The organism is Helicobacter turcicus (genome assembly GCF_019711685.1).
Taxonomy (GTDB): domain Bacteria; phylum Campylobacterota; class Campylobacteria; order Campylobacterales; family Helicobacteraceae; genus Helicobacter_D; species Helicobacter_D turcicus.
On record NZ_JAIGYQ010000001.1, the window covers coordinates 255188 to 278075 of the forward strand.

Consider the following 22888-nt stretch of genomic DNA (forward strand, 5'->3'; position numbering starts at 1 on the left):
ATCAATAAAGAAATATTAAAGAGGCAAACAAGGATTCCAAAAAAAGTGGAATCCCTTTTGTTTTAGAGCCTTGATTCGTAGCGTCTAAGCATATATAAGCGTTTAAGCATTTTCTTACGTGCGCTAATTTTTTGCTTTTTACGCTTCTCAGTTTTTGGTTCAAAGAATCTTCTTGCGCGACTTTCAGTTACAACAAGATTTCTATCAGCTTGTTTTTTAAACTTTCTATACGCATCATCAAAAGATTCGTTTTCCCTAACTTTAATTCCCGGCATCTAAATCACCACCTTCGTGTAAAAATTATTGCTTCAAAAAAGCATGTGATTGTATCATAAAGCATTCCAACACAATGTGAGAAAAATGAAAAATCCCACCAAAAACATAAAAATTTGAATTTTTTGCTACTTTTTACACTTATTGCGCTAGTATTGCGAGAAATTTTTAGATTTTTTTAAGGAGATTTTATGGAGCAAATACGGAATATACGACAATATTTCAAAAGACGATATAGCATGTATCTCATTACGACAATCTTTATCTTTGCAATTCCATTTATCCAAATCAATGGCAACCAAATTTTTCTCTTATCTTTTGACCACAATCAATTGCATTTACTTGGTGTTGCTTTTGATACACAAGAATTATATCTAATGCCTTTCTTATTAATTTTGATGTTTTTATCCATTTTCTTTCTTACAACACTTGCTGGACGTGTATGGTGTGGTTGGGCTTGTCCGCAGACAATCTTCCGTGTGCTCTATAGAGATTTGCTAGAAACTAAGATTCTACGTTTGCGCAAACGCATTGAAAACCGCCAATTAGAACCTGATATGCGCTTAGGAATTAACAAAGTAAAAAAAGTTATAGCTATTCTTATTTGGGCAGCTTTAGCACTTGTTGCAGCCTCAAACTTTATGTGGTATTTCGTGCCACCGACAGATTTCTTTAACTATATCCAAAATCCACTAGAACATAAATATCTCTTTATTTTCTTACTAGGAATCACGCTATTTTTGATTGCTGATGTCGTATTTATTAAAGAAAATTTCTGTATTTATATGTGTCCTTATAGTCGCGTTCAAAGCGTTTTATACGATAATGACACAATTATGACTGTGTATGACTACAAACGCGGTGGAAATGTCTTTGATGCAAAAGGAATTAAACTCTGGAAAAAGCCTGAAACCCCAAATGCTGAATGCACGGGCTGTGAAGCTTGCGTAAAGATTTGTCCAACACATATTGACATTAGGAAAGGAATGCAACTAGAGTGCATTAACTGCCTTGAATGCTCTGACGCTTGCACACGCGTGATGGGCAAACTTGGCAAAGAGACGTTGATTTCTTGGACAAGCCCACAAAGCATTGAAGAGCGTAAAAAAGTGCGCTATATGCGCTTTAAAACCATTGCGTATATGGTTGCGCTTGCGATTGTTTTTGTTGGACTTTTGACAATGAGTTCCAAAAAGGAAAGCATGCTTTTAAATATTAATCGAGGAGAACTATCCATTCGCGACAATCACATTGTAGAAAATTCCTACATTTTCCTATTTCAAAACACAAACAAGGAAGATTATGAGTTTTATTTCACAATAGAAAATAACGATGCAATTAAGATTAAACGCCCTAGTAAGCCATTTTTAATTAAAGCTGGTGAGAAGCAAAAACAGCCCGTTACGCTCTACACGGATAAAAACTTAGCACAAGATACACAAAAAAATACGCATATTCAGCTACAAATCAAAGCTTATGCACTAGATAGCAAAGAACCAATTGAAGTGCATAGAAAAAGCGTATTTATCTATCCACCTAGCAAAATGATTAACAAATAAGGACGAAAATGCGCAGTAGTGGAATCTATTTCTTTTTAATTGCTTTTATGCTGACTTTGTTGGCACTTTTTAAGCTTTATATGCCTTTTTTGATGAATATCTTGATTGCATTCTTACTATTTATTGCTACACAAGGTATCTACTGCGCACTTTTAAAATGTGTAAAATCCCCTCTCCTTGCCTCCATATTAATGGTGCTAATGCTAATTACACTCTGTTTTGTGCCGATTTTTTACATTTTATTAAACCTTGCAAACATAGCCACAAATTTAGATTTAGGAAATTTTCAAAATTTCTTACTTGATACTCAAATACGTTTAACACTTTTTAGTAAAGATTTACTTTCCTATTTACCAACAATGATACAGAACGAAGTGAATGTGTGGCTTGAGCAATTCCACACAATAAATTGGGGTGATGTCGTCAAACAAGGGCTAAATCTAGTTGCAAAAGCTTCAAAAAATAGTTTGCATTTTGTAAGTGATACACTCTTTATCTTGGTGTTTTTATTCTTTTTTTACTACTATGGAAATACTCTAGGACATTATTTCTTAGAGTTAATTCCTTTTAATCCTAAACAAACACAATCCTTATATAATGAGGTAAATGCGGTAATTAACGTGGTTTTCTATTCCTCTATTTTCTCTATGGTTTTGCAAGGGACTTTATTTGGAATCCTTATGCTATTTTATGGCTATAATGCCTATTTACTAGCGGTTTTTTATGGTTTTGCTTCTCTTGTGCCTGTGGTTGGTGGCACACTTGTATGGCTTCCTATTGTCGGATACGAACTCTATCTTGGAAACCATACTAATGCTATTATTATCGCTCTCTATTCTATTATCATCATTGCAACTCTTGCAGATAATGGCGTAAAACCATTTATCATTACCTTCATTAATCGTGTCCTTATTAAAACTCCAATAAATATTAACGAAATGCTAATTTTCTTTGCCATTATTGCTGGACTTACAAGTTTTGGTTTTTGGGGAATTGTGCTAGGACCAACAATCACTGCACTATTTATCGCATTGCTTAGGATTTACAAAACTCTTCTGAAATCCCACGAACACTAATTTTAAAGTCAGCCTTGCTTAAACCATAGTAAGCATGTAAGATTTTGATATTAGTTTTATCAATCTTATTCTAAAGAATTGTTAAAAAAGATTATTTTATGATTTTTGACCAAATAAGAGATAAAATCTTTAAGTTTTGCACCAGAATAAAGAATATATTTTTGGAATCTTAAAAAAATGCCTATATTTTTGCAAATCACCTTTATAAGCATATAGCCGTATTTCTTAAGTGAAGCCTATCACATTAAAATCATAGGAGTTGGTTATAAACTTTTAGAAATTTAGATTCCACACCTCTGCCTTATCCTTACAACAATACATCTCAAATCCTCCTACATTTTACTGCTAGATTGTCTCTAATTTGCTATAATATCGTTTTTAAAAAGGAGAAATTATGCAATGTCCTGTATGTGTAGGTGTAGATTTAGTAATGAGTGAGCGCAGTGGCGTTGAGATTGACTATTGCCCAAAATGCCGTGGCGTGTGGCTTGACCGCGGAGAGTTAGACAAGATTATTGAACGTTCAAATGAACCAAGAGAACAAAGACAAAATTATCAGCAAACTCCGCAGCCAAGCTACCAAAACCAACAAAACTATTCACAAGATTACCGCCATCATAAAGATTACAAATACAAAAAGCGCGAAAGTTTCTTTAGCGACTTGTTTGACTTTTAGCAATGATTATAATTCCAGCAAGACTCAAATCCACGCGCTTTCCTAACAAGGTTTTAGCACAAATTGATGGAATCCCAATGGTGATTCGCACAGCACAACTAGCAAAGCAAATTGATGATGTCGTAGTGGCTTGTGATGACGATAGCATTGCTCATGTTTGTGCGCATTATAAGATTGCCTCTATCCTAACAAGCAACACACATGAAAGTGGCACAGATAGAATCGCAGAATGCGCACGCTCTTTGAAACTCAAAGGCTCTGAGATTGTGATAAATTTACAAGCTGATGAACCCTTTTTAGAAGTAGAGGTCATAAAAACACTAAAAATTTTAATGGAATCTAAAAGAGGTAAGACTCCATTTATGGGGAGTTGCGCAAAAGTTATCACACAAAGTGAAGCAGAAGATCCCAACCTTGTAAAAGTTGTGCTAAATCAAAACAATGAAGCAATTTACTTTTCACGCTCTAAGATTCCTTACAATAGAGACAACTTGGATTCCATAACATACTATGGGCATTTAGGGATTTATGCTTTTAGTATGGAGAGTTTGCAAGAATTTTGTAGCCTACCAAAATCCACTTTGGAATCTATTGAAAAGCTTGAACAACTACGTGCATTAGAAAATGGAAAAACCATCGCAATAGCAAAGGTGGAATCACAATCTTTCGGAATTGATACACAAGAAGATTTACAAAGAGCATTAAAATGTTTTCATCAATAATTGCAAATCCTTATTTATTTTTATGTAAGTGCTATTTTTGAGCCTATCCTTATATGTATGCTTTTTGATGGGTTAGCTGGACTTATAAGAGATTTAGTAGATGTGATTTTGATTTGTCTTGACGTTGATTTTGTCATGGTTTATACTACGCGACACTTAAAAAAAATCTAAGCGTTTTTAGAGTAAAAGCTAAACGCAATTTACAATTAGCATTACATAAAATAGAAACATTATTTTTATCTTTTATTTAAGAAAGGACAAACAATATGGAGAAGCCTAACAAAAGGGTGTATTTAGACAATAACGCCACAACAATGCTAGACCCAAAAGCAAAGGAAAAAATGGATGTGTATTTCTGCGAAAAATATGGCAATCCTAACTCTTTGCATAGCTTTGGCACAGAAACACATCCAGCTATCAAAGAAGCGTTTGAATACATTTATGAAGGTATTAATGCGCACAATGAGGATGATATTATCATTACTTCTTGCGCAACAGAGAGTAACAACTGGGTGCTAAAGGGAGTATATTTTGATATTTTGCGCTTTGGAGAGAAAAACCACATCATTACCACAGAAGTGGAACATCCAGCAATTCTTGCAACCTGTCGCTTCCTAGAAGATTTAGGTGTCAATGTTACATATCTACCCATTGGCGAGAATGGGACGCTTGATATTGCTAAACTTGAAGCAGCAATCACAGAGAAAACTGCTCTTGTTAGTGTAATGTGGGCAAACAATGAAACAGGAATTATTTCCCCCATTGAAGAAATTGGGGCAATCTGCAAAAAACATGAAATCCTTTTTCACACAGATGCCGTGCAAGCTATCGGTAAGATTCCCGTAGATGTGCAAAAATGCAATATCGACCTACTTAGCTTTAGTGCACATAAATTCCATGGACCAAAAGGGATCGGTGGTTTATACATAAGAAAAAATATAAAACTTACTCCTCTATTCCATGGCGGAGAGCATATGGGTGGGCGTCGTAGCGGAACTTTAAATGTGCCTTATATTATCGCAATGGGAGAGGCAATGCGTCAAGCAACGTTATATTTAGATTTTGAACGCAATAATGTAAAACGTTTACGTGATAAATTAGAAGATGCCCTCTTATCTATTAAGGATACTTTTGTTGTAGGGAGTCGTGATATTAGAGTCCCAAATACGATTCTAATTAGTATCCGTGGTGTTGAAGGTGAGGCAATGCTGTGGGATTTAAACAAGTATGGAATTGCGTGTTCTACAGGAAGTGCTTGTGCTAGTGAAGATTTAGAAGCGAATCCTGTAATGAGTGCAATTGGTGCAGATAAAGAGCTAGCACATACAGCAGTCAGAATCTCTCTTAGTCGCTTTACAACAGAAGAAGAGATTAATTATGCAATTGAAATTTTTAAAAAATCCATTGAACGCTTAAGAGCAATTTCAAGCAGTTATTGAAAGGAAAAAATATGGCAAAAAATGAATTATTAGGTGGTGCATTATGGGATGCATATTCTAAAAAAGTTAGTGAGCGAATGGACAACCCAACACATTTAGGAGTTATCACACAAGAGGAAGCCAATAAGAGAGGTTTAAAACTCATTGTTGCAGACTATGGCGCAGAAGCGTGTGGTGATGCAGTTAGATTATATTGGCTTATTGATTCTGATGACACAATTGTTGATGCAAAATTTAAGAGTTTTGGTTGCGGAACTGCAATTGCAAGTAGTGATATGATGGTAGAGCTTTGCTTAGGCAAAAAGGTGCAAGAGGCAGTAAAAATTACAAATATTGATGTAGAGAAAGCCTTGCGTGATGATCCAGATACTCCAGCGGTTCCGGGTCAAAAAATGCACTGCTCTGTTATGGCTTATGATGTCATTAAAAAAGCAGCGGCACTTTATCTAGGAAAAAACCCCGATGATTTTGAAGATGAAATTATCGTGTGTGAGTGCGCTAGAGTGAGTCTTGGAACACTTAAAGAAGTGATTAAGCTTAACAATTTAAAGAGTGTGGAAGAAATTACAGAATACACAAAAGCGGGTGCATTTTGTAAAAGCTGTATTAAGCCCGGAGGACACGAAGAGAGAGAATATTATTTAGAAGATATTTTAAAAGAAGTGCGCACAGAAATGGAAGAGGAATCCTTAAGTGCAAAAGCCGATGCACAAAAACATGGGGATTTGAAATTTACAGAAATGACGATGGTGCAAAAAATTAAAGCTATTGAACACACAATTGATGAAAAAATTCGCCCAATGCTAATGATGGATGGTGGCAATATGGAAATCATTGATTTAAAAAATGGAAGTGACGGCTATACAGATGTTTATATCCGCTATTTGGGTGCGTGTAGTGGTTGTGCAAGTAGTGCTACTGGGACACTTTTTGCCATTGAATCTGTTTTGCAGGAATCCTTAGATTCTAGCATCCGAGTATTTCCTGTATAAACAATATGCCAAAATGAATCTTAAACGTATAGATTCTATATAGCATTTAAATTTAGAAAATTTTAATTTGACGTGGTATTATCTTAAATATCAAGTATTGCAAATTTTAGTTTTGTTATTGCAAAAATGGCAGAAAATACCACTTGCCAAAAGAGGATTTAACTCTTTTAGCACCGCAAGAGTTATCCTTACATACCTTTTCCATTTATAGATAAAACAGAGTTCTTTTGCCTTAGTGCAACTGCCGTTTTGGATTTTGTGCGCTAAAGGTTACTTCTACTCCTATTTTCTCCTGCAGCAAAATAAGTGGTCTTTCCTAAGTTTGCTTCCTTTTACATGAATCCTTAATCTAAAAAACTCTGTGCATCCTTATAAAATATGCACCCAATCCCGCTTTGCCATCTCCTCATATTAGTGTAATATCTCCATTGCCACTATAATTCTCTAACTCTTTTTTATGGAATACTCTCCTTGCACTTGCGCACTTTTACCTAAAGTAAATGTTTATTGACTCGCTTCCTTTGTGATAAAACTGCAAGATAGGTTTAGATTATATTGAAGTAGAGATTCTGCCATATCTCCTTTTTGATAATTTTCCGCTAGAAAAGGACACAAGACAATAAAGATGCCAAGATATTTTAAAAGTTAGCTTATAATTCAATTTATTTTTATTTAAGATGTTATAAAATCCTATCTGCCCTTTTTGAGACTTGTGCAATGGGCTTTTTGGGTAATGCTTCAGGGTGGGAACACAGCAGAGCCCCTAAAGAGTTTATGTGCCGCAAGTATCTTAAGAGGGGTATAACTACTAAACTTCTATAAACTAAGATTAACAATGACAAAAAAGGTTTCCATAGAGACATTTTTAAAAATGGATTTTTCACACATTATAGATGTGCGTTCTCCTAGAGAATACGCAGAATCCCACATTCCAAACGCCATAAATTGCGCTGTTTTAAATAATGATGAATTTGAATGTATTGGTGCGCTATACAAACAAAATTCTTTTAAAGCTAGGGTTTTGGGTGCAAGTTTTGTGAGTGCAAATATTTCCAAACACCTTTTAAATTTACAAGATAAAATTAGCCCAAAAAAACCTATTGGAATCCATTGCGCACGCGGTGGAATGCGCAGTCAAGCCTTTTTCACAGTGCTAAGTGCCATTGGCTATCAAGTGGCTTTATTAGAAGGTGGCTACAAAACTTACCGCAAGGAGGTGGTGCGCTATTTGCAATCCCCACTACCACACCGCTTTGTTACGCTTGTTGGAAAAACAGGGAGTGGAAAAAGTGAAATTATTGCTTCTTTTGAGAATTCTTTGGATTTAGAAAAAATCGCAAAACATTTGGGTTCTAGCTTTGGAGCAATTTATGGATTCCAACCTAGCGTTAAGGATTTCCAAAATATGCTTTTTGCAAGACTAAAAAAACTAGAGAGTGTGCCTTTTGTGCTAATAGAGGGGGAGAGCAAAAAAATTGGCAATTTAATTTTACCAAGCATTCTTTATAACTCTTACCAAAGTTCCCCAAAGATTCTTATTCAAACACCTCTTCAAGCACGTATCCAAAGAATCACAGAGCAATATGGTAAAATTTCACCTGCATTTTTTGAAAACGCAATGCAAAAAATCGCCCCTTTTATGAAAAAGGAGTATTGGCAAAGTGCTAAGGATGCCTTTTGGCGTGGGGATTTAGAGCGTGTAGCTGAAATTTTGCTTGTAGAATATTATGATAGAGTCTATAAAAAGGAATCCTATGTTTATTCCATTCCCTACCACTCTTTAGAGCAAACACAAGCAGAAATTTGCGATTTTGCAACACAATATTACGTATAAAGGAAAATTTTGGATACTTATACCTATAGCGAACTCCTAAAAACTCTTGATACAAAATGTAAAAACATTACAAAAATTATGCAACCAAACTTCTTAAAAAAACGTATTGATGAGATTTCAACGTTAGAACAAACAAAAGAATTTTGGGATAACGCAAAACAAGCTGGGGAGCTACAAAAAGAAAAAAAACGTTGTGAACGTCAATTAGAAAAATACAATAACGCAAAATTAGCCCTTGATGATGCACGTGAGCTTTTTGAACTCTCAAGCGATGATAGCGAAAGCCTTGAAGCACTATTTGCAGAATCTGAAGAACTAGAACAGATTATTAAACACGCAGAAATTGAAGTCATGCTAAGTGATTCTTTAGATTCCAATAATGCCATTTTCACTATCACTCCCGGTGCTGGTGGGACGGAATCACAAGATTGGGCTAGTATGCTTTATCGTATGTATTTGCGTTGGGCGGAGCGCAAAGGCTTTAAGGTGGAATTACTAGATTATCAAGAGGGTGATGAAGCTGGGATTAAAGACGTAAGTTTTATTGTCAAAGGTGAAAATGCTTATGGTTATGCTAAGGCTGAAAATGGTGTGCATCGCCTTGTGCGCATTTCTCCTTTTGATGCAAACGCTAAACGTCATACAAGCTTTAGCTCTGTGCAGGTCAGTCCAGAAATTGATGATGAGATTGATATTGTAATTGAGGAAAAAGACTTGCGCATTGACACTTACCGAGCATCTGGAGCAGGAGGACAACATGTTAATAAAACAGAGTCTGCTATTAGAATCACACACCAACCAACAGGGATTGTTGTGCAATGTCAAAATGATAGGAGCCAACATAAAAACAAAGCTAGTGCGCTTAAAATGCTAAAATCTAAGCTTTATGAATTAGAACGTTTAAAACGTGAGGAGCAAAGTAGCAATACTGATAAAGGCGATAACGGCTGGGGACATCAAATTAGAAGCTATGTTTTAACGCCTTACCAGCAAGTGAAAGATTTGCGCTCAAACCTAGCTTATACTAACGTTGATGCAATTTTAGATGGCGATATTGATGCAATTTTAGAAGGTGTGCTTATTTATCTTAACACACAAAATACGGAATCGTAATTATTACTGCAAACCAACTCGCAATCTTGCTTACAGATTATCTAAGGAGGGATTTTCCTAATGCCGTTTGCTTTTTATAAGCAATCTATTACAAAAACTTGCTCAAATAAAGATTTCACATAAACTAAAGAGATTCTAAAATCTGCACATAACAATTATGATTAATTCCTAAATCCATTTGTATTTAAATTTTTCTTACTAGTTTGCCTTAACATAACATCATAAATAAAGATTGCATTCCACTTATTTTAATAGAAACAAGAGAGATACATTCTCTAAAGTATCAACAAAATAAGACTTTCACCTATTGACACCCCTCACACTCAATGCTTCTATCCATTGTATCTGTTGTAGTTTCTGCTTCTATACTTTGAGAACGTAGATAATAAGTTGATTTCAATCCAAGCCTCCATGCAAGCATATAGATTTCATTTAAGTATTTTCCACTTGCTAGATTCAATGCCATAAAAATATTTGTGCTTTGCCCTTGATCAATCCATTTTTGACGCACTGCTGCAGCTTTAACAAGCAAACATTGATCAATTTCATATGCAGAAGTGTAGTAGTTCCAATTATCCAAACTTAAATTTGGCGCAACAACAGGAATTAAACCGCTAAGATTTTCCTCAAACCACTTACGTTTATAAATTGGCTCAATCGTCTGTGTTGTTCCCACAAGAATTGAAATAGAGCTTGTTGGAGCAATCGCCATTAAATAACCATTGCGCATTCCTTTTGTTTTTACCTCTTCACGCAATGCATTCCAATCATAATCATACGCAAATAACCCTCCGCGATCCACTAAGGCTTTCGCCTCATTGTTTGCCTTATCAATCGGAAAAATCCCTTTTGACCATTCAGAGCCTACAAAGTCATTATACACACCCTTCTCTTGTGCTAACGCACAGCTTGATTTAATCGCATTGTAACTCACAGATTCCATAATCGCATCAATCTTTTGCAAATGCGCATCACTGCCCCACTCAATACGAGATTCTGCAAGCATTTGCGCTTCCCCCATAACTCCTAGTCCAATGGCTCGGTTATCAAGATTTGTTACCTTGACTTTGCGATTTGGATAGAAATTTAAGTCAATCACATTATCAAGCATACGAATCGCAATCGGTACAACACGTTCAATATTTTCTTTTGTGTTAATTTTTGAAAGGTTGATAGAGGCTAGATTACATACTGCAGTTTTTCCATCTCTAGATTCTCTTTGTGCAATAAAAACCTTTTTACCTCCAATGCTATCTGTAGAAGTAATTTTATTAGAAAGCTTTTCCACGCCACAATCAGTAATAATGGATTGATACTCTGGATAATCTTCGATTGTCCCATCTTCAAATTCTACACGAATAAAGGAAGCATTTGGCTCTGTGTTTTGAAAAATCTCCGTGCAAAGATTTGAACTTCTAATAATCCCTGCATGTGCGTTTGGATTTGCGCGGTTTGCATTATCCTTAAAACACAAAAAGGGTGAACCAATCTCAAAATAACTTGTTAGAATCTTTTTCCAAAGATCCTTAGCTCTAACCGTTTCACGCGCAATACTTGCGTCTTGTTCATACTGGATATAGCGCATCTCAAAAGCTTCACCATAAAGATTTGTTAAATCAGAACAAGCCAATGCGTCAAACAAACTCCACAAACCATCTTCACTCACTCTTTTCATAAATAAATCTGGAATCCAAAGTGCTGGAAATAAATCATGTGTTCTTCTACGCTCTTCCCCACTATTCTTCTTAATATCTACAAAATCGTAAATATCACTATGCCAAGGCTCTAAATACACAGAAATTGCACCCTTTCTAGTGCCTAACTGATCTACGGCAATAGCAATATCGTTTGTAATTTTTAAAAAAGGAATTACCCCTCCTGCCGCATTTTTATGCCCATCAATAAAACTTCCAAGCCCACGAATTTTTGAAAAATCCCAACCGATTCCACCTCCATATTTACTTAAAAGAGCCATTTCTTTATAGGAATCAAAAATACCCTCAATACTATCTGGGGTGCTCCCCACATAACAAGAACTTAATTGATGCCGTGGTGTCCTAGCATTTGAAAGTGTTGGAGTTGCCACCATAACTTCAAATTTTGAAAGCAAGTCATAAAACTGCTCCGCCCAATAATTAGGATCCTTTTCATTTTGTGCCAAAAACATAGCAATTCCCATAAACATATGTTGAGGTAATTCAATAGGAGTGCCTTGTTTATCTTTTAGTAAATAGCGGTCATATAACGTTTTAATACCTAAGTAATTAAATTGCAAATCTCTTTCTTTAACAATTTTTTTATCCAAACGTTCCAAATTAAATTTTTCTTTTAATCCGCAAATGATACGATTCTCTCTCTCTCCCACTTCAAAATATTCTGCTAAAGTCTTATAACCATTAAATCCATTGACACGATGATACAAATCATACAAAAATAAACGTGCTGCAACATAGGTCCAATTTGGACAATCAATATCAATCTTATCCACTGCTGTTTTAATTAGTGTTTGCTGAATCTCTTGTGTGGTGATTTTGTCGCGAAATTGCAACTTTGCATCCACTTCTAGTTCGCTTTGAGACACACCCTCAAGCCCCACTACAGAATCACGTGTGTATTTTTGAATCTTTGTAACATCTAGCGGCTCAATGCGCCCATTTCTTTTAACAACTGTTAGCATTATTCCACTCCCTACTTTGCTTTTCTTTTTCTCTGTGTTGGATCTAGTATTTTTTTACGAATTCTAATGTTTTTTGGTGTAACTTCTAAAATCTCATCTTCTTCTATCCACTCTAGCGCACGTTCCAAATTTAAATCACGTGGTGGAGTAAGCTTTATTGCATCATCACTCCCGCTTGCACGCATATTTGTTAGGTGTTTTGCTTTCACAGGATTTACATCGAGATCATTTTCTCTGCTATGCTCTCCAATAACCATTCCTACATATACTTTTGTCTGTGGTGGAATAAACAACACGCCACGCTCTTGAATGTTTCCTAGTGAAAAAGGAGTTGCTTCTCCATTTTCCATTGAAATGAGTGCCCCATTGCCTCTTGTTTCCACACTTCCACTAAAGGGTCGAAATTCCAAGAAGCTATTATTCATCACTCCTTCACCCTTAGTATCCGTCAAAAACTCACTCCTATAACCAATAAGCCCTCTAGCTGGAATCTCAAATTCCAATCTCGTATAGCCTTCACCCATGGGATTCATTGCTTTTAGCTCTGCTTTTCTACGCCCTAGTTTTTCAATCACACTTCCAGAATAATCCTGTGGTGTATCCACAACCAAAGATTCAAAAGGTTCGCATTTTTGCCCATCTCTTTCTTTAATAATAACTTCAGGACGAGAGATGCTAAACTCATAATCCTCTCTCCTTAGATTCTCTGCTAAAATTGTAATTTGTAACTCTCCTCTACCACTAACCTTAAACTTCCCTTCGCCAAGTTCTTCTACTTTCATTGCAATATTGGTTTGCATTTCTTTCTCAAGGCGCTCTTTTAGCTTATTTGCTGTTACATGCTTCCCCTCTAATCCTGCAAAAGGTGAGTCATTGACTGCAAAATTTACACTCATTGTTGGCTCTTCTAAATGCATAGGGTCAAGGGGAATAGGATTATTAGGATCTACAATAGAATCCCCAACATTAATAGAATGGAATCCTGCAAGTGCTACAATATCTCCAGCTTGTGCCTCATCAATTTCCGTTCTTGCAAGTCCATAAAATCCAATCAATTTTGTAATCTTGCCTGTAACTTTTTCCCCATTGCTTTTTGCAAGCATTACACTCTCACCCTTTCTAATCCTACCATTAAAAATTCTAGCAATTCCAATTTTACCCACATAATTATCATAATCTAGCGTAAAAATCTGCACTTGGAGTGGATTATCTCTATTTCCACTAGGGAGTGGCACATGCTCTAAAATCGCGTCAAAAAGTGGCTCTAGATTCTTTTTCTCATCATCAAGCTCCTTAATTGCATAGCCATCACGTGCTGCTGCATACACAATAGGAAAATCAAGTTGCTCTTCATTTGCTCCCATTGCAGAAAACAAATCAAACACCTCATCAATCACTCTATCAGGTTGTGCTGCTGGTTTGTCAATTTTATTAACCACCACAATTGGACGGATTCCAAGTCCTAGTGCTTTTTTTACCACAAATTTTGTTTGTGGCATAACCCCTTCTTGTGCATCTACAAGCAATAACACGCCATCAACCATTTTTAGAACACGTTCAACCTCTCCTCCAAAATCCGCATGTCCTGGAGTATCAATAATATTAATCTTTGCGCCCTTATAGTTAATTGCTGTATTTTTAGATAAAATCGTGATTCCGCGCTCTTTTTCAATATCATTACTATCCATCACACGCTCATCTACTTGCTCGTGGCTTGCAAAAGTTCCAGACTGCCGCAACAACCCATCAACAAGCGTCGTTTTACCATGATCTACATGTGCAATAACCGCAATATTTCTAATTTCTTGCATTCACTTCCTTGACCGAAAAATTTGAAAATAATTCGCGGATTCTACTCTAAACTTCCTTAAATGTTTTTTTGCTGTATTTTTGGAATATTTTTTGCTTTAAAGTGTAGTAATATTTCATTAAAAGGCGTTATTTATGTTTCCTTTCTTAGAGATTGAATCCTTTAATCAAAAATCCTCTATCCATTCTCAAAGTGCTATTGAGAATCCAAAAATTTCCCTAGAGAGTTCTGCGGAAGATTCTCAAAGTTTTGCGCAAATTTTTAATGCCTTAGCACAACCAACTAAAAAAAATTCTACTCCAAAGAATTCCAATGCCACTAAAAAATACGAATCCATCTCCCATAAACAACCTAGCAATTTTCTAAAAAACCTTGATGAAAAATACAATCTTACCAAAGATTTTAAAAACCAAAAGACAACACAACTAAAAAGTGCTAAGGATTTATTAGAGTTTTCAAACTCTCAAAAACAAAGCAAAACACTAAAAGACTTAAGTGAAGTTGCTGAAAACTTACAGCTTAATCTTAAAAAAATCTCCGCAGAATTAGAAAATTTGGAGTCTAAAAATATAGAATCCAAAATGGAATCTAAATTGCAAATCCAAACCCCACTAGAATCAAACAAAACAACGTCCCAAAAAAACCAAAAAGAATCTTCTTTGCTTAGCTCTATTTTACAAGATAAAAATCTAGTCTCCAAAGACTCCTTAAATAAGGTTAAGGAATCCAAAGATACAAAAGTGCTTAAAGAAGCAAAAGAAAATGCAGAGTCAAAAGACAAAGCCAAAGATTTAAAAAATAATCCCAAAATGGATTCCAAGCTAGAAATTAAAGAAAACAAAGAAGAGCTTAAAGAGGACAAAACTGCACAAAATCATCACAAAGAAGTAAAAGAAGTTAAAAAGAATTCCGACATTTTAGAATCTGCACTTACTAAAGAAAATCCGCTAAAAGAATCTAAAGATAAAAACATAACTTCTAAAGAATCTTTAGACTCCTTAAATAAGGTTAAGGAATCCAAAGATACAAAAGTGCTTAAAGAAGCAAAAGAAAATGCAGAGTCAAAAGACAAAGCCAAAGATTTAAAAAATAATCCCAAAATGGATTCCAAGCTAGAAATTAAAGAAAACAAAGAAGAGCTTAAAGAGGACAAAACTGCACAAAATCATCACAAAGAAGTAAAAGAAGTTAAAAAGAATTCCGACATTTTAGATTCTGCACTTACTAAAGAAAATCCGCTAAAAGAATCTAAAGACTCCAAACTAGAAAATAAAATCCAAGAGCCAAAAAGTGATTCCAACTCCAAAATAAAAGCAGAATCTAAAAGTCATTCCACATTTAAAAATGAACCAAACAGCACACAAATGGATTTTATTTCAAGAAACAATAAAGAATTTCAAAAAGAACCTATTAAAAGTGATAGACAAAGAGAGATTCGGCAAAGTCCTCTAAACACCTTTAATGCAGTCCAAAAAGAAGAAATTTCTCAACAACTCTTAGAGCAACCTAGCAAACAAGAGAGCTTTTTAGATAATCTCTTAAAAACTAACCAAAAACCACAAAACGAGTTAAAAGAGCAACTACCAAAAGAAAAAGAGGTGCGCAAAGAAAGCGAGAAGCTCCATCAAGAAAATTACCAAAACAATGTGCAAAACCAAAGGGAATTACGTTTTAACGTTCAAAACACCTTCGCGCACTTTAGCGACCGCTTAAGAGATGCCATAGCAAATTATCGCCCACCAGTAACTAAAATCAGTCTTGAGCTAAATCCCCAAAATCTAGGCGATGTAGAGCTAACCATCGCTAAAAATGGGGATAAACTCTCCGTGCAAATTAGCTCCAACCAAAACGCTTTACAACTTATTATGCAAAACACACAAGAATTTAAAAATGCCCTAGGCAATTTAGGATTCCAAAATGTGGAAATTGACTTCAAAGACAATCAAGGTAATAGCTTAGGAAATGGTGATTTTAGTAACTCTCATGGCAATCAACAAGGCGGATTCCAACAAGGAGGACAACAAAATCCGCAAAATGCACAACAAAATGCACAACAAAATCACCAAAATACTGAAAACTGGAATGAAAATAGCTTACACATTTACAAAGAAGCCAATAATCCTTACGCTAAAGTTGCGCTAGTGAATATTAGCTTTTCATATTACGCATAAGGAGCGACTATGTCAACAACTTCCAATATAAATGGTAACTACCAATACCCAACTTCACGCGCAAATACTACTTCAGCAAGCGCAGAAAAAGAAAATAACACACAATCAGGAAACACAACACAAACAGAAAGTAGCACAAACTCTGCAAATAACACACAATCAGAAAATAAAACTAGTAATGCACTAGGAGATAAACCCATTCCAAATAAAAATAAAGAAGATAACGGCTCCCTTTCTAATGAAGCTTTTATGCGATTATTTTTAGAGCAACTTAAAAATCAAGATCCAACGGCTCCAATGGAAACACAAGAGATTCTAACACAAACCGCACAACTCACACAAGTTGAAGCGCAAGAAAAAATGAAAAAAGCAATGGAAGATATGACAACAACAATGAAGTCTATGCAAGAAACAAACCAATCCACTATTGAAGCACAAAAGAAACTTGTAGAAACACAACAAAAAATGTTAGAAACTATGGGAGTTCTCTCAAATAGTATCAAAGATAGTTCCATACTTGATGGCTATAACACAGTTGGAATGATTGGCAATATTGCAGAAACAGCCTTTACTGCATTAAAAGTAGAGAAAAATGAACCCATTAAATTTGACTTGTATTTTGATGAACCTATTGACCCCACAAAAGGTTCTCCTAAAGTTACCATTACTGATAAAGATAATAAGGTCGTTCGTGAAATTGATCTCACTGAAAAAAATCCAGATGGCACTTATAAATATCAAGGAAAACAAGGATATGTTGCATTTGAATGGGATACTAGAAACAACAAGGGCGAGTTTATGGGAAAAGGAGATTATGCAGTCAAGGCTGAATATAACCTTGATGCAAACACAAATAAATATAAAGGAACACAATTAGGTAGAGGCGAAGTGCAAAGCATTCTTTTTGAACAAGGTGTGCCTTATGTGAAATTAGGAGATAATTTGACCGTGCCAATTGTTTATGTTACTTCTTATTATAAGAAGTAGGGATACTGCCCATTTTACCTAAAGCTTAAAAGGAGTTTTTTATGGTTGGTTCATTCTATAATGGAATTAGCGGAATCAAAACCCATCAATTTGGAATTGATTCCACATCAAACAATATTGCCAATGTCAATACAACAGGTTACCGCGCAAATTTACCAGAGTTTAAGAGTCTTTTTTCCACGAATCTAAACTATATTAATTCCAATTCTCCTATTAATAACGATTACAATTATGGTGCGACAATTAGTTCTAATGCCATTAACTCTAATGATGGCTCTTATGTAAGTGCAGATGGAGATTTTAATGTTGCTTACAGCGGAAAAGGTTGGTTTGTTGTTGGGCTTAACAAAGGAGGAGAATTTGACATCAAAGCCCCAAATTACACTGGCACACAACAAAACTATTTCACTCGTGATGGTTCTTTTAGTTTAGATGGTGAGGGCTATTTAGTTAATTCTAGTGGTTATTACATGTATGGAATCAATCTAGGAAAAATCGGAGCGGATGGAACACTAACTGGCACAAACAACCTACAAGCAGATTATGCGGCACTTGGAGGTTCAAAACTTGAACCCTTACAAATCCCAAAAGATTTACATTATAAGCCAACACTTACCACAAAAGTTAATCTAGCTATCAATTTAAACCGCACACAAAATCCAAAAGGAATCACTGCATTAAAAGATGAAAATGGTAAATTTAGTATGGACAAATTTCTAGCACAAGATGTTAATACATTAATGGATGCCAACGGGAAGCTTATTGATGCAAAAAACTTTAAAGACATTAAGTTTAGTCTTGAAAAAGGTGGGACTACCACAGATTATACTTTCTCTTATGGCACAGATTTTAAGAATGTAGGCGAATTAATAGATTTAGTAAAAGAAAAGACAGGTTTAACACTAGGCTTAAAACTTGATAATGAAAGTAATCCGACAGATTGTTCTTTATATCTAAGCAATAGCGGAATGCAAGATGTGAAATTAAGTGTAAGCGGAAAACTCGCAGATAAACTAGGTTTAAAAACAACTGGAAATACTTTAGAATCCGCTTTTAAAAGTAAGCTTGGCGAGTTTAAAGACAAAGCAGATTATAAAGATAAAGATTATGTGAAATATGAAGGAATGGTATTCCAAAAAAAAGGCGATGGAGTAGCAAATGGAAGTCCGCTTAATGATACTGCTAATTGGACATTAGTTGATAGTAGTGCTACGCCTCAATACACTGATAAACAAGCCAAAGAATACAAAAAAGATTCCTTTGTTATGGTAGATGGCAAGATTTACCAAAAATTAACCGACAAAGGACAAGTAGAAGAAATCACAGATCCAGCCACAGGTGAAACTGCCATTAAAACTCCCGCAGAAGACACAGCAAATTGGAAAGAAGTGGGCGAAGCAGCTATGGGAAGTATTGAGGAGTATCAAGGAGGGGGAACTTATACACAAGGTTCCATTGTAAGCCATAATGGAATCTTATACCAAAAAATTAATGAGGATGGTAATACTAACCCTAATGAAGATTCCAAAGGTTGGAGGGCATTAAATTTAAATGGCATTAGTAGCACACAACTTCAAGTTCCAACTTATGAAACAAATACAGAAATCTTTAGCGACTCTGGTGAAAAATTTATCCTAAAGAGTCAATATGTTCTTTTAGAACAAAGTGATCCCAATGCTAATCCTGCTACCTTAGAACGTTGGGAAGTGCGCACAGCAATTTATGATAGCACAGGCAAAACACTCATTAGTGAAACACCTGTAATGAGTGAAATTACCTTTAATGCCGATGGAAGCGCAAATACCACCCCTTTTGAAGTGCCTTTTAATAATGGAAATATTTCTGTGGATTTAGCAAAATCTGAAGATGGCAAAACTTCTAGCAATTTTGCCTATACAGATTCTACAACAAAATCTATCACACAAGATGGTGCAGAAGCTGGAATCATGAAAGATATAGTAATTAATAAAGATGGTATCATTTTAGTTAATTTCACAAATGATAAAATAGAGCCTATTGGGCGCTTTGGAATTGCTGCATTTGTCAATGATCAAGGGCTTAGCAAAGCTGGAGGAAATCTTTTTGAGATGAATGTGCGCACTATAAATGGGGAAACAAATGTTGTCAGCGGACCTCCGATTTTAGCTTGGAATGAAAATGGTGTTGCTGGACTTAGATTTGGACAAGTAATGGACCATATGCTAGAGACTAGCAATGTGGATACTGGGACCGCCCTAACAGACTTGATTGTTTATCAAAGGGGTTATCAAATGAGCGCAAAATCCATCACAACTGCTGATCAATTAATGCAAGAGGCAATCCAACTCAAACGTTCTTAAACCTAATTAAAAAGCCCAAGCTGTCCGATTCTATAAAGTGCAAAGTCATATTTAATCGGGTCGCTTGCGTCAAACTCTCTTAATTTCTCACTCACTTCAAGCACTGCTTTATAATCGTAGCTTTTGCGCTTTAATAACCCAAGCCTTTGAGAAATTCTGAATGTGTGCGTATCAAGAGGTAGCAACAAATCTTTTTTATCTACACTACTCCAAAGCCCTAAATCAAGACAATCTTTGCGCACCATCCAACGCAAAAAGAGATTCCATCGCTTTAGAGGAGAAGTGTTTTGTTCTGTAACTAGCATGCCTAACAAAAACTGCAAACCTTTAGAATTCGGATTCTTTAATCTCCCATAGATTGCATTTTGTAGATTTTGGATTCCACCTAAAATACCATTTCCGCTTTTGCCTTTTTGATACCCTATATAAAAAATCTCTTCTAAAGAATCCAAATGCCAAAGTGCTTGAAAAAAATCACAAATCTCAATATTACTTTGAAAACGATAAGGCTTATTTGTGCAACTAAAATTCCTTTTTATTTTCTCTTTTCTTTGCCCATGTTGTAAGTATTCTAAAGCACAAGAGTCCAAAAATTTCAAAATTGCTCTAACATTTCCATAAGCAAACAACGCACAAAAAAGCGCAATTTTCTCATCTCTAAACTTTCTAGCTACAAGCAAGGGATCTAGCAATGTTTCACTCACAGCACATTCTGTATTAAAGCTCTGATATTGCTCCTCTAAAAATGTGCGCAAAAACTTTTTAGAAGGATTTTTTGGAATCTTAAAAGGCATTTATGGATTCTGTAACAATTGCTCTGTATCAACTTTAAAATCAAAATATTTTGAAGTAACTTTAGAATTCCCAAGCATTCCAAACTGCACACTTGCTGCATTAAAATTTTTTTCCTGCAAATAAATAATCGCATTTGCAATTCTCGTTTCATAATGTGTGGGTGCTTCAAGTTTTGCCAATTGCAATAAGGCTGAAGCGTTTTCTAAATGTCCCGCTCCAACTGCTGCCACAGCCGCTAAGAACAGCGTCTGTGTGTCTTGCTCTTTAAAATCATCAATCAAACTATTATAAAGTGTAAAAGACTTCTCAAACTCTTGTAAATACAAATAAGTCAAGGCTAATGCTTGTATCACACCACGTACATCTTTTTGCTCTGTAATTAAACGCGTATCTAAATCCTGCTCAATGTAGTGCAAAGTCCCAATAATGTGTGCCATTTCAATATACATATCACGTACTACAGATGCCCCATAATAAAACGCATCTTTATTGATATTTTTATCTTGATAATACTGCTGGAGCTTCAAAGATAAAGCTTTTGGGTCGTCTTTGTAATTTAGTGCAAGCAAGGTTAGTAAGTTTGCAATAGGGTCACGTGGGGTAATATGTTTTAGAGATTCTGCACTTTTAATTAGTAAGCTTTGATTGTTTAGTTGCACACCTTGTGCAAAATCAAGCGCATAATAAATTGCCACATTGCTTTTTTCTTTTTCCAATGATTCTAAAGGTTGTGGAATCCCATCACGCGCAAAGTTTAAAAGTGCTTGGATAAATTCTTGTTCCATCACTCCACCATTAAAATTTACAATCTCTTCACCAATTTCTTCTTCTAAACGCACCGTATCTCTATAAGTTAGTTTTGCTGCAATCATAGCAAAAAGTCCTGCATGTAAATCACTAGGATTTAAGTGAAATGCACGCAAAAAATGGCGATATGCCGAGTCAAAATCGTTCATTTGTGCGTAATTTAATCCTAAGTTATAATGCAAAATGGAATGGTTTGGATAAGTCTCCACCGCCTTTTTTAAAAGCGCATTAGCATTACGGATATTACCATGTAGTGTTTCTAAAATTGCATTTGCAATATTACGATTCACACGAGAAATTGTCTGTCCTCTAACTAAAATCTCTTTAGCTTCTTGTAAGTTTTCAATATGGATACTAATTCCACCCTCTTGAATCACATTAAATGCTTCTTGTGCGTCAAAAACCTTATAAGGCGCATAATAAAAAAGGATTTTATAAGCATTGAGTTTTTGCCCGGTAAAGCTCTCCCAAAAGCGTCTTTGTGCTACATCAACACTAAAAAACTCATCACGCAAAGTAATTTTAACCGGATAAGGATTGCTATCTAAAGCTTCTTGATTGGTTGCATACTTGCTAGAAATCTTAGAAACTTGTCCGTATTCTGGAAGCTTTATCTTAATAAGCAAGAGCGCAAAGTCTGTTTCTTGTGTGCTTCCAAATGCATCAATACTTTGAAGCATTAACGTATTTGCGCGCGAATAATCCCCGATACGTGCATAAAGCAAAGCAAGATTAAACCAATTCTTAGCATCCGTTGAATTTTTACTCAAGGTTTCAATGGCTTTATAATTATTATTAAAATACGCATACATCGCCGCTAAAAGCTCATCGCTTTCTGCTTGGTAATAGGATGAATTTCTATGCACTAATGATGAAAAAGCTTCCAAATAATTCCCTAAATAAAAATTTGTTAAGGAATACAAATAAGAGTATAGTGGCAAATTACCAGAATAAGGCAAATAAGTTTGTGCTAATTGCAAATAATAACGATATTGTAAAGGCTCTCGCAAGTGCAAGGCACACACTGCAGCATTTAGTGCGCTAATGACGCGGTCCTCATTTAAATCAATTGCCTTTTGAAAAGATTTAAGTGCCTCTGCATAAGCTTTTTCTTCCATTTGTGCCACACCCAAATTATAATTGGATAACACTTCAGAATAATTAGAAATTTTGCCATACAAATCTAGTGCTTCTTGCTTATTGCCATTTGTGTATAAAAAATTTGCCTTCTTAATCAATGCTTCCAAATTCTCAGCATCTGTAATCAATTCTTTGCTTTGATTAATAATAAAATCTTTTGGAGGAGTTATTGCTGTATTTGTTTGTTGTGGAATTTTATGTTCTTTTGTTAAAAGAACACCAACAAGAAAGATAAATGCAAGCAATAAAATTCCAAACAAAAAAATTAGAAAAGCTGTTATTTTTTTATGTTTTGCAAAATAATCTAGTAATTTAGCAAACTTGCCTTCTGGTTTTGGTGGCTCTGGCTCTTTTTTTAAAATATCATCTAAAATATTAAAATTATCATCAAGCTGGATAACATTATCGTTTGGACTCTCTAATTTTGGAGCATCCGAAAAGTTTTGCGAATTTCCAGTGCTTTGGTTATCTGCCATTT

The 22888-nt window shown here is 35.3% G+C and carries 16 protein-coding genes and 1 other RNA gene; 12 read left to right on the forward strand and 5 right to left on the reverse strand.

The genetic code is table 11. The annotated features are described in order from the left end of the window. Positions 1–62: 62 nt before the first annotated feature. The gene (gene rpsU, locus K4G57_RS01175) at positions 63–275 is read right to left on the reverse strand and encodes a 30S ribosomal protein S21 (RefSeq protein WP_006803152.1); all 213 of its coding nucleotides are present in this window, start codon (positions 273–275) and stop codon (positions 63–65) included. Between the two features lie 189 nt (positions 276–464). On the opposite strand from rpsU, the gene ccoG reads away from it, so the two are divergent. From ccoG to prfB, 9 genes are all read left to right on the forward strand, one after another. After that, positions 465–1832, forward strand: a complete 1368-nt coding sequence (gene ccoG, locus K4G57_RS01180) for a cytochrome c oxidase accessory protein CcoG (protein WP_221531347.1) — start codon at positions 465–467, stop codon at positions 1830–1832. Positions 1833–1840: 8 nt separating this feature from the next. Next, on the forward strand, positions 1841–2908 hold the full coding sequence (locus K4G57_RS01185; protein ID WP_221531348.1) for an AI-2E family transporter: 1068 nt from the start codon (positions 1841–1843) through the stop codon (positions 2906–2908). A gap of 394 nt (positions 2909–3302) precedes the next feature. Beyond that, positions 3303–3584 carry a TFIIB-type zinc ribbon-containing protein gene (locus K4G57_RS01190; RefSeq protein WP_221531349.1) on the forward strand — a complete coding sequence of 94 codons (282 nt, stop codon included), beginning with the start codon at positions 3303–3305 and terminating at the stop codon, positions 3582–3584. Positions 3585–3586: 2 nt separating this feature from the next. Next, positions 3587–4306, forward strand: coding sequence for a 3-deoxy-manno-octulosonate cytidylyltransferase (gene kdsB / locus K4G57_RS01195; protein ID WP_221531350.1), 720 nt, complete (start codon positions 3587–3589; stop codon positions 4304–4306). A gap of 266 nt (positions 4307–4572) precedes the next feature. Beyond that, entirely contained in the window at positions 4573–5745 is a 1173-nt protein-coding gene (locus tag K4G57_RS01200; protein WP_221531351.1) for a NifS family cysteine desulfurase, read from the forward strand. Positions 5746–5756: 11 nt separating this feature from the next. Beyond that, positions 5757–6737: an iron-sulfur cluster assembly scaffold protein gene (locus K4G57_RS01205; RefSeq protein ID WP_221531352.1), complete on the forward strand. Its 981-nt coding sequence runs from the start codon at positions 5757–5759 to the stop codon at positions 6735–6737. A 701-nt stretch (positions 6738–7438) separates the two neighbouring features. Further along, positions 7439–7536, forward strand: an RNA gene (gene ffs / locus K4G57_RS01210) — signal recognition particle sRNA small type. A gap of 36 nt (positions 7537–7572) precedes the next feature. Beyond that, positions 7573–8571: a tRNA 2-selenouridine(34) synthase MnmH gene (gene mnmH, locus K4G57_RS01215; RefSeq protein WP_221531353.1), complete on the forward strand. Its 999-nt coding sequence runs from the start codon at positions 7573–7575 to the stop codon at positions 8569–8571. A gap of 9 nt (positions 8572–8580) precedes the next feature. Continuing rightward, positions 8581–9684 carry a peptide chain release factor 2 gene (gene prfB, locus K4G57_RS01220; RefSeq protein WP_221531354.1) on the forward strand — a complete coding sequence of 368 codons (1104 nt, stop codon included), beginning with the start codon at positions 8581–8583 and terminating at the stop codon, positions 9682–9684. Positions 9685–9988: 304 nt separating this feature from the next. Here prfB and K4G57_RS01225 read toward each other — a convergent pair whose 3' ends face one another. Together K4G57_RS01225 and typA are read right to left on the reverse strand one after the other, a co-directional pair. Continuing rightward, the gene (locus tag K4G57_RS01225) at positions 9989–12361 is read right to left on the reverse strand and encodes a ribonucleoside-diphosphate reductase subunit alpha (protein ID WP_221531355.1); all 2373 of its coding nucleotides are present in this window, start codon (positions 12359–12361) and stop codon (positions 9989–9991) included. Between the two features lie 11 nt (positions 12362–12372). Continuing rightward, a complete protein-coding gene (gene typA / locus K4G57_RS01230) occupies positions 12373–14172 on the reverse strand; it encodes a translational GTPase TypA (RefSeq protein ID WP_221531356.1) in 1800 nt (599 codons plus the stop codon). Between the two features lie 133 nt (positions 14173–14305). On the opposite strand from typA, the gene K4G57_RS01235 reads away from it, so the two are divergent. From K4G57_RS01235 to K4G57_RS01245, 3 genes are read left to right on the forward strand one after another with little or no spacing between them, the layout of a single operon-like run. Further along, a complete protein-coding gene (locus tag K4G57_RS01235) occupies positions 14306–16342 on the forward strand; it encodes a flagellar hook-length control protein FliK (RefSeq protein WP_221561787.1) in 2037 nt (678 codons plus the stop codon). A gap of 9 nt (positions 16343–16351) precedes the next feature. Next, entirely contained in the window at positions 16352–17329 is a 978-nt protein-coding gene (gene flgD, locus K4G57_RS01240; protein WP_221531358.1) for a flagellar hook assembly protein FlgD, read from the forward strand. A 41-nt stretch (positions 17330–17370) separates the two neighbouring features. Continuing rightward, positions 17371–19668 carry a flagellar hook-basal body complex protein gene (locus K4G57_RS01245; protein WP_221531359.1) on the forward strand — a complete coding sequence of 766 codons (2298 nt, stop codon included), beginning with the start codon at positions 17371–17373 and terminating at the stop codon, positions 19666–19668. A gap of 2 nt (positions 19669–19670) precedes the next feature. Here the strand turns inward: K4G57_RS01245 and K4G57_RS01250 are convergent, their stop codons facing one another. Together K4G57_RS01250 and K4G57_RS01255 are read right to left on the reverse strand one after the other, a co-directional pair. Further along, positions 19671–20462: a TIGR02757 family protein gene (locus K4G57_RS01250; RefSeq protein WP_221531360.1), complete on the reverse strand. Its 792-nt coding sequence runs from the start codon at positions 20460–20462 to the stop codon at positions 19671–19673. Continuing rightward, on the reverse strand, positions 20463–22886 hold the full coding sequence (locus K4G57_RS01255) for a tetratricopeptide repeat protein (RefSeq protein ID WP_221531361.1): 2424 nt from the start codon (positions 22884–22886) through the stop codon (positions 20463–20465). Between the last annotated feature and the right edge of the window lie 2 nt (positions 22887–22888).

Excerpts from the sequence above, each read along its gene's own strand:
- K4G57_RS01190 (WP_221531349.1), top strand. The coding sequence starts at position 3,303 with ATGCAATGTCCTGTATGTGTAGGTGTAGATTTAGTAATGAGTGAGCGC.
- rpsU (WP_006803152.1), bottom strand. The coding sequence starts at position 275 with ATGCCGGGAATTAAAGTTAGGGAAAACGAATCTTTTGATGATGCGTAT.
- kdsB (WP_221531350.1), top strand. The coding sequence starts at position 3,587 with ATGATTATAATTCCAGCAAGACTCAAATCCACGCGCTTTCCTAACAAG.
- K4G57_RS01245 (WP_221531359.1), top strand. The coding sequence starts at position 17,371 with ATGGTTGGTTCATTCTATAATGGAATTAGCGGAATCAAAACCCATCAA.
- K4G57_RS01200 (WP_221531351.1), top strand. The coding sequence starts at position 4,573 with ATGGAGAAGCCTAACAAAAGGGTGTATTTAGACAATAACGCCACAACA.
- typA (WP_221531356.1), bottom strand. The coding sequence starts at position 14,172 with ATGCAAGAAATTAGAAATATTGCGGTTATTGCACATGTAGATCATGGT.
- flgD (WP_221531358.1), top strand. The coding sequence starts at position 16,352 with ATGTCAACAACTTCCAATATAAATGGTAACTACCAATACCCAACTTCA.
- K4G57_RS01225 (WP_221531355.1), bottom strand. The coding sequence starts at position 12,361 with ATGCTAACAGTTGTTAAAAGAAATGGGCGCATTGAGCCGCTAGATGTT.
- K4G57_RS01250 (WP_221531360.1), bottom strand. The coding sequence starts at position 20,462 with ATGCCTTTTAAGATTCCAAAAAATCCTTCTAAAAAGTTTTTGCGCACA.
- K4G57_RS01205 (WP_221531352.1), top strand. The coding sequence starts at position 5,757 with ATGGCAAAAAATGAATTATTAGGTGGTGCATTATGGGATGCATATTCT.
- K4G57_RS01255 (WP_221531361.1), bottom strand. The coding sequence starts at position 22,886 with ATGGCAGATAACCAAAGCACTGGAAATTCGCAAAACTTTTCGGATGCT.
- K4G57_RS01235 (WP_221561787.1), top strand. The coding sequence starts at position 14,306 with ATGTTTCCTTTCTTAGAGATTGAATCCTTTAATCAAAAATCCTCTATC.
- ccoG (WP_221531347.1), top strand. The coding sequence starts at position 465 with ATGGAGCAAATACGGAATATACGACAATATTTCAAAAGACGATATAGC.
- K4G57_RS01185 (WP_221531348.1), top strand. The coding sequence starts at position 1,841 with ATGCGCAGTAGTGGAATCTATTTCTTTTTAATTGCTTTTATGCTGACT.
- mnmH (WP_221531353.1), top strand. The coding sequence starts at position 7,573 with ATGACAAAAAAGGTTTCCATAGAGACATTTTTAAAAATGGATTTTTCA.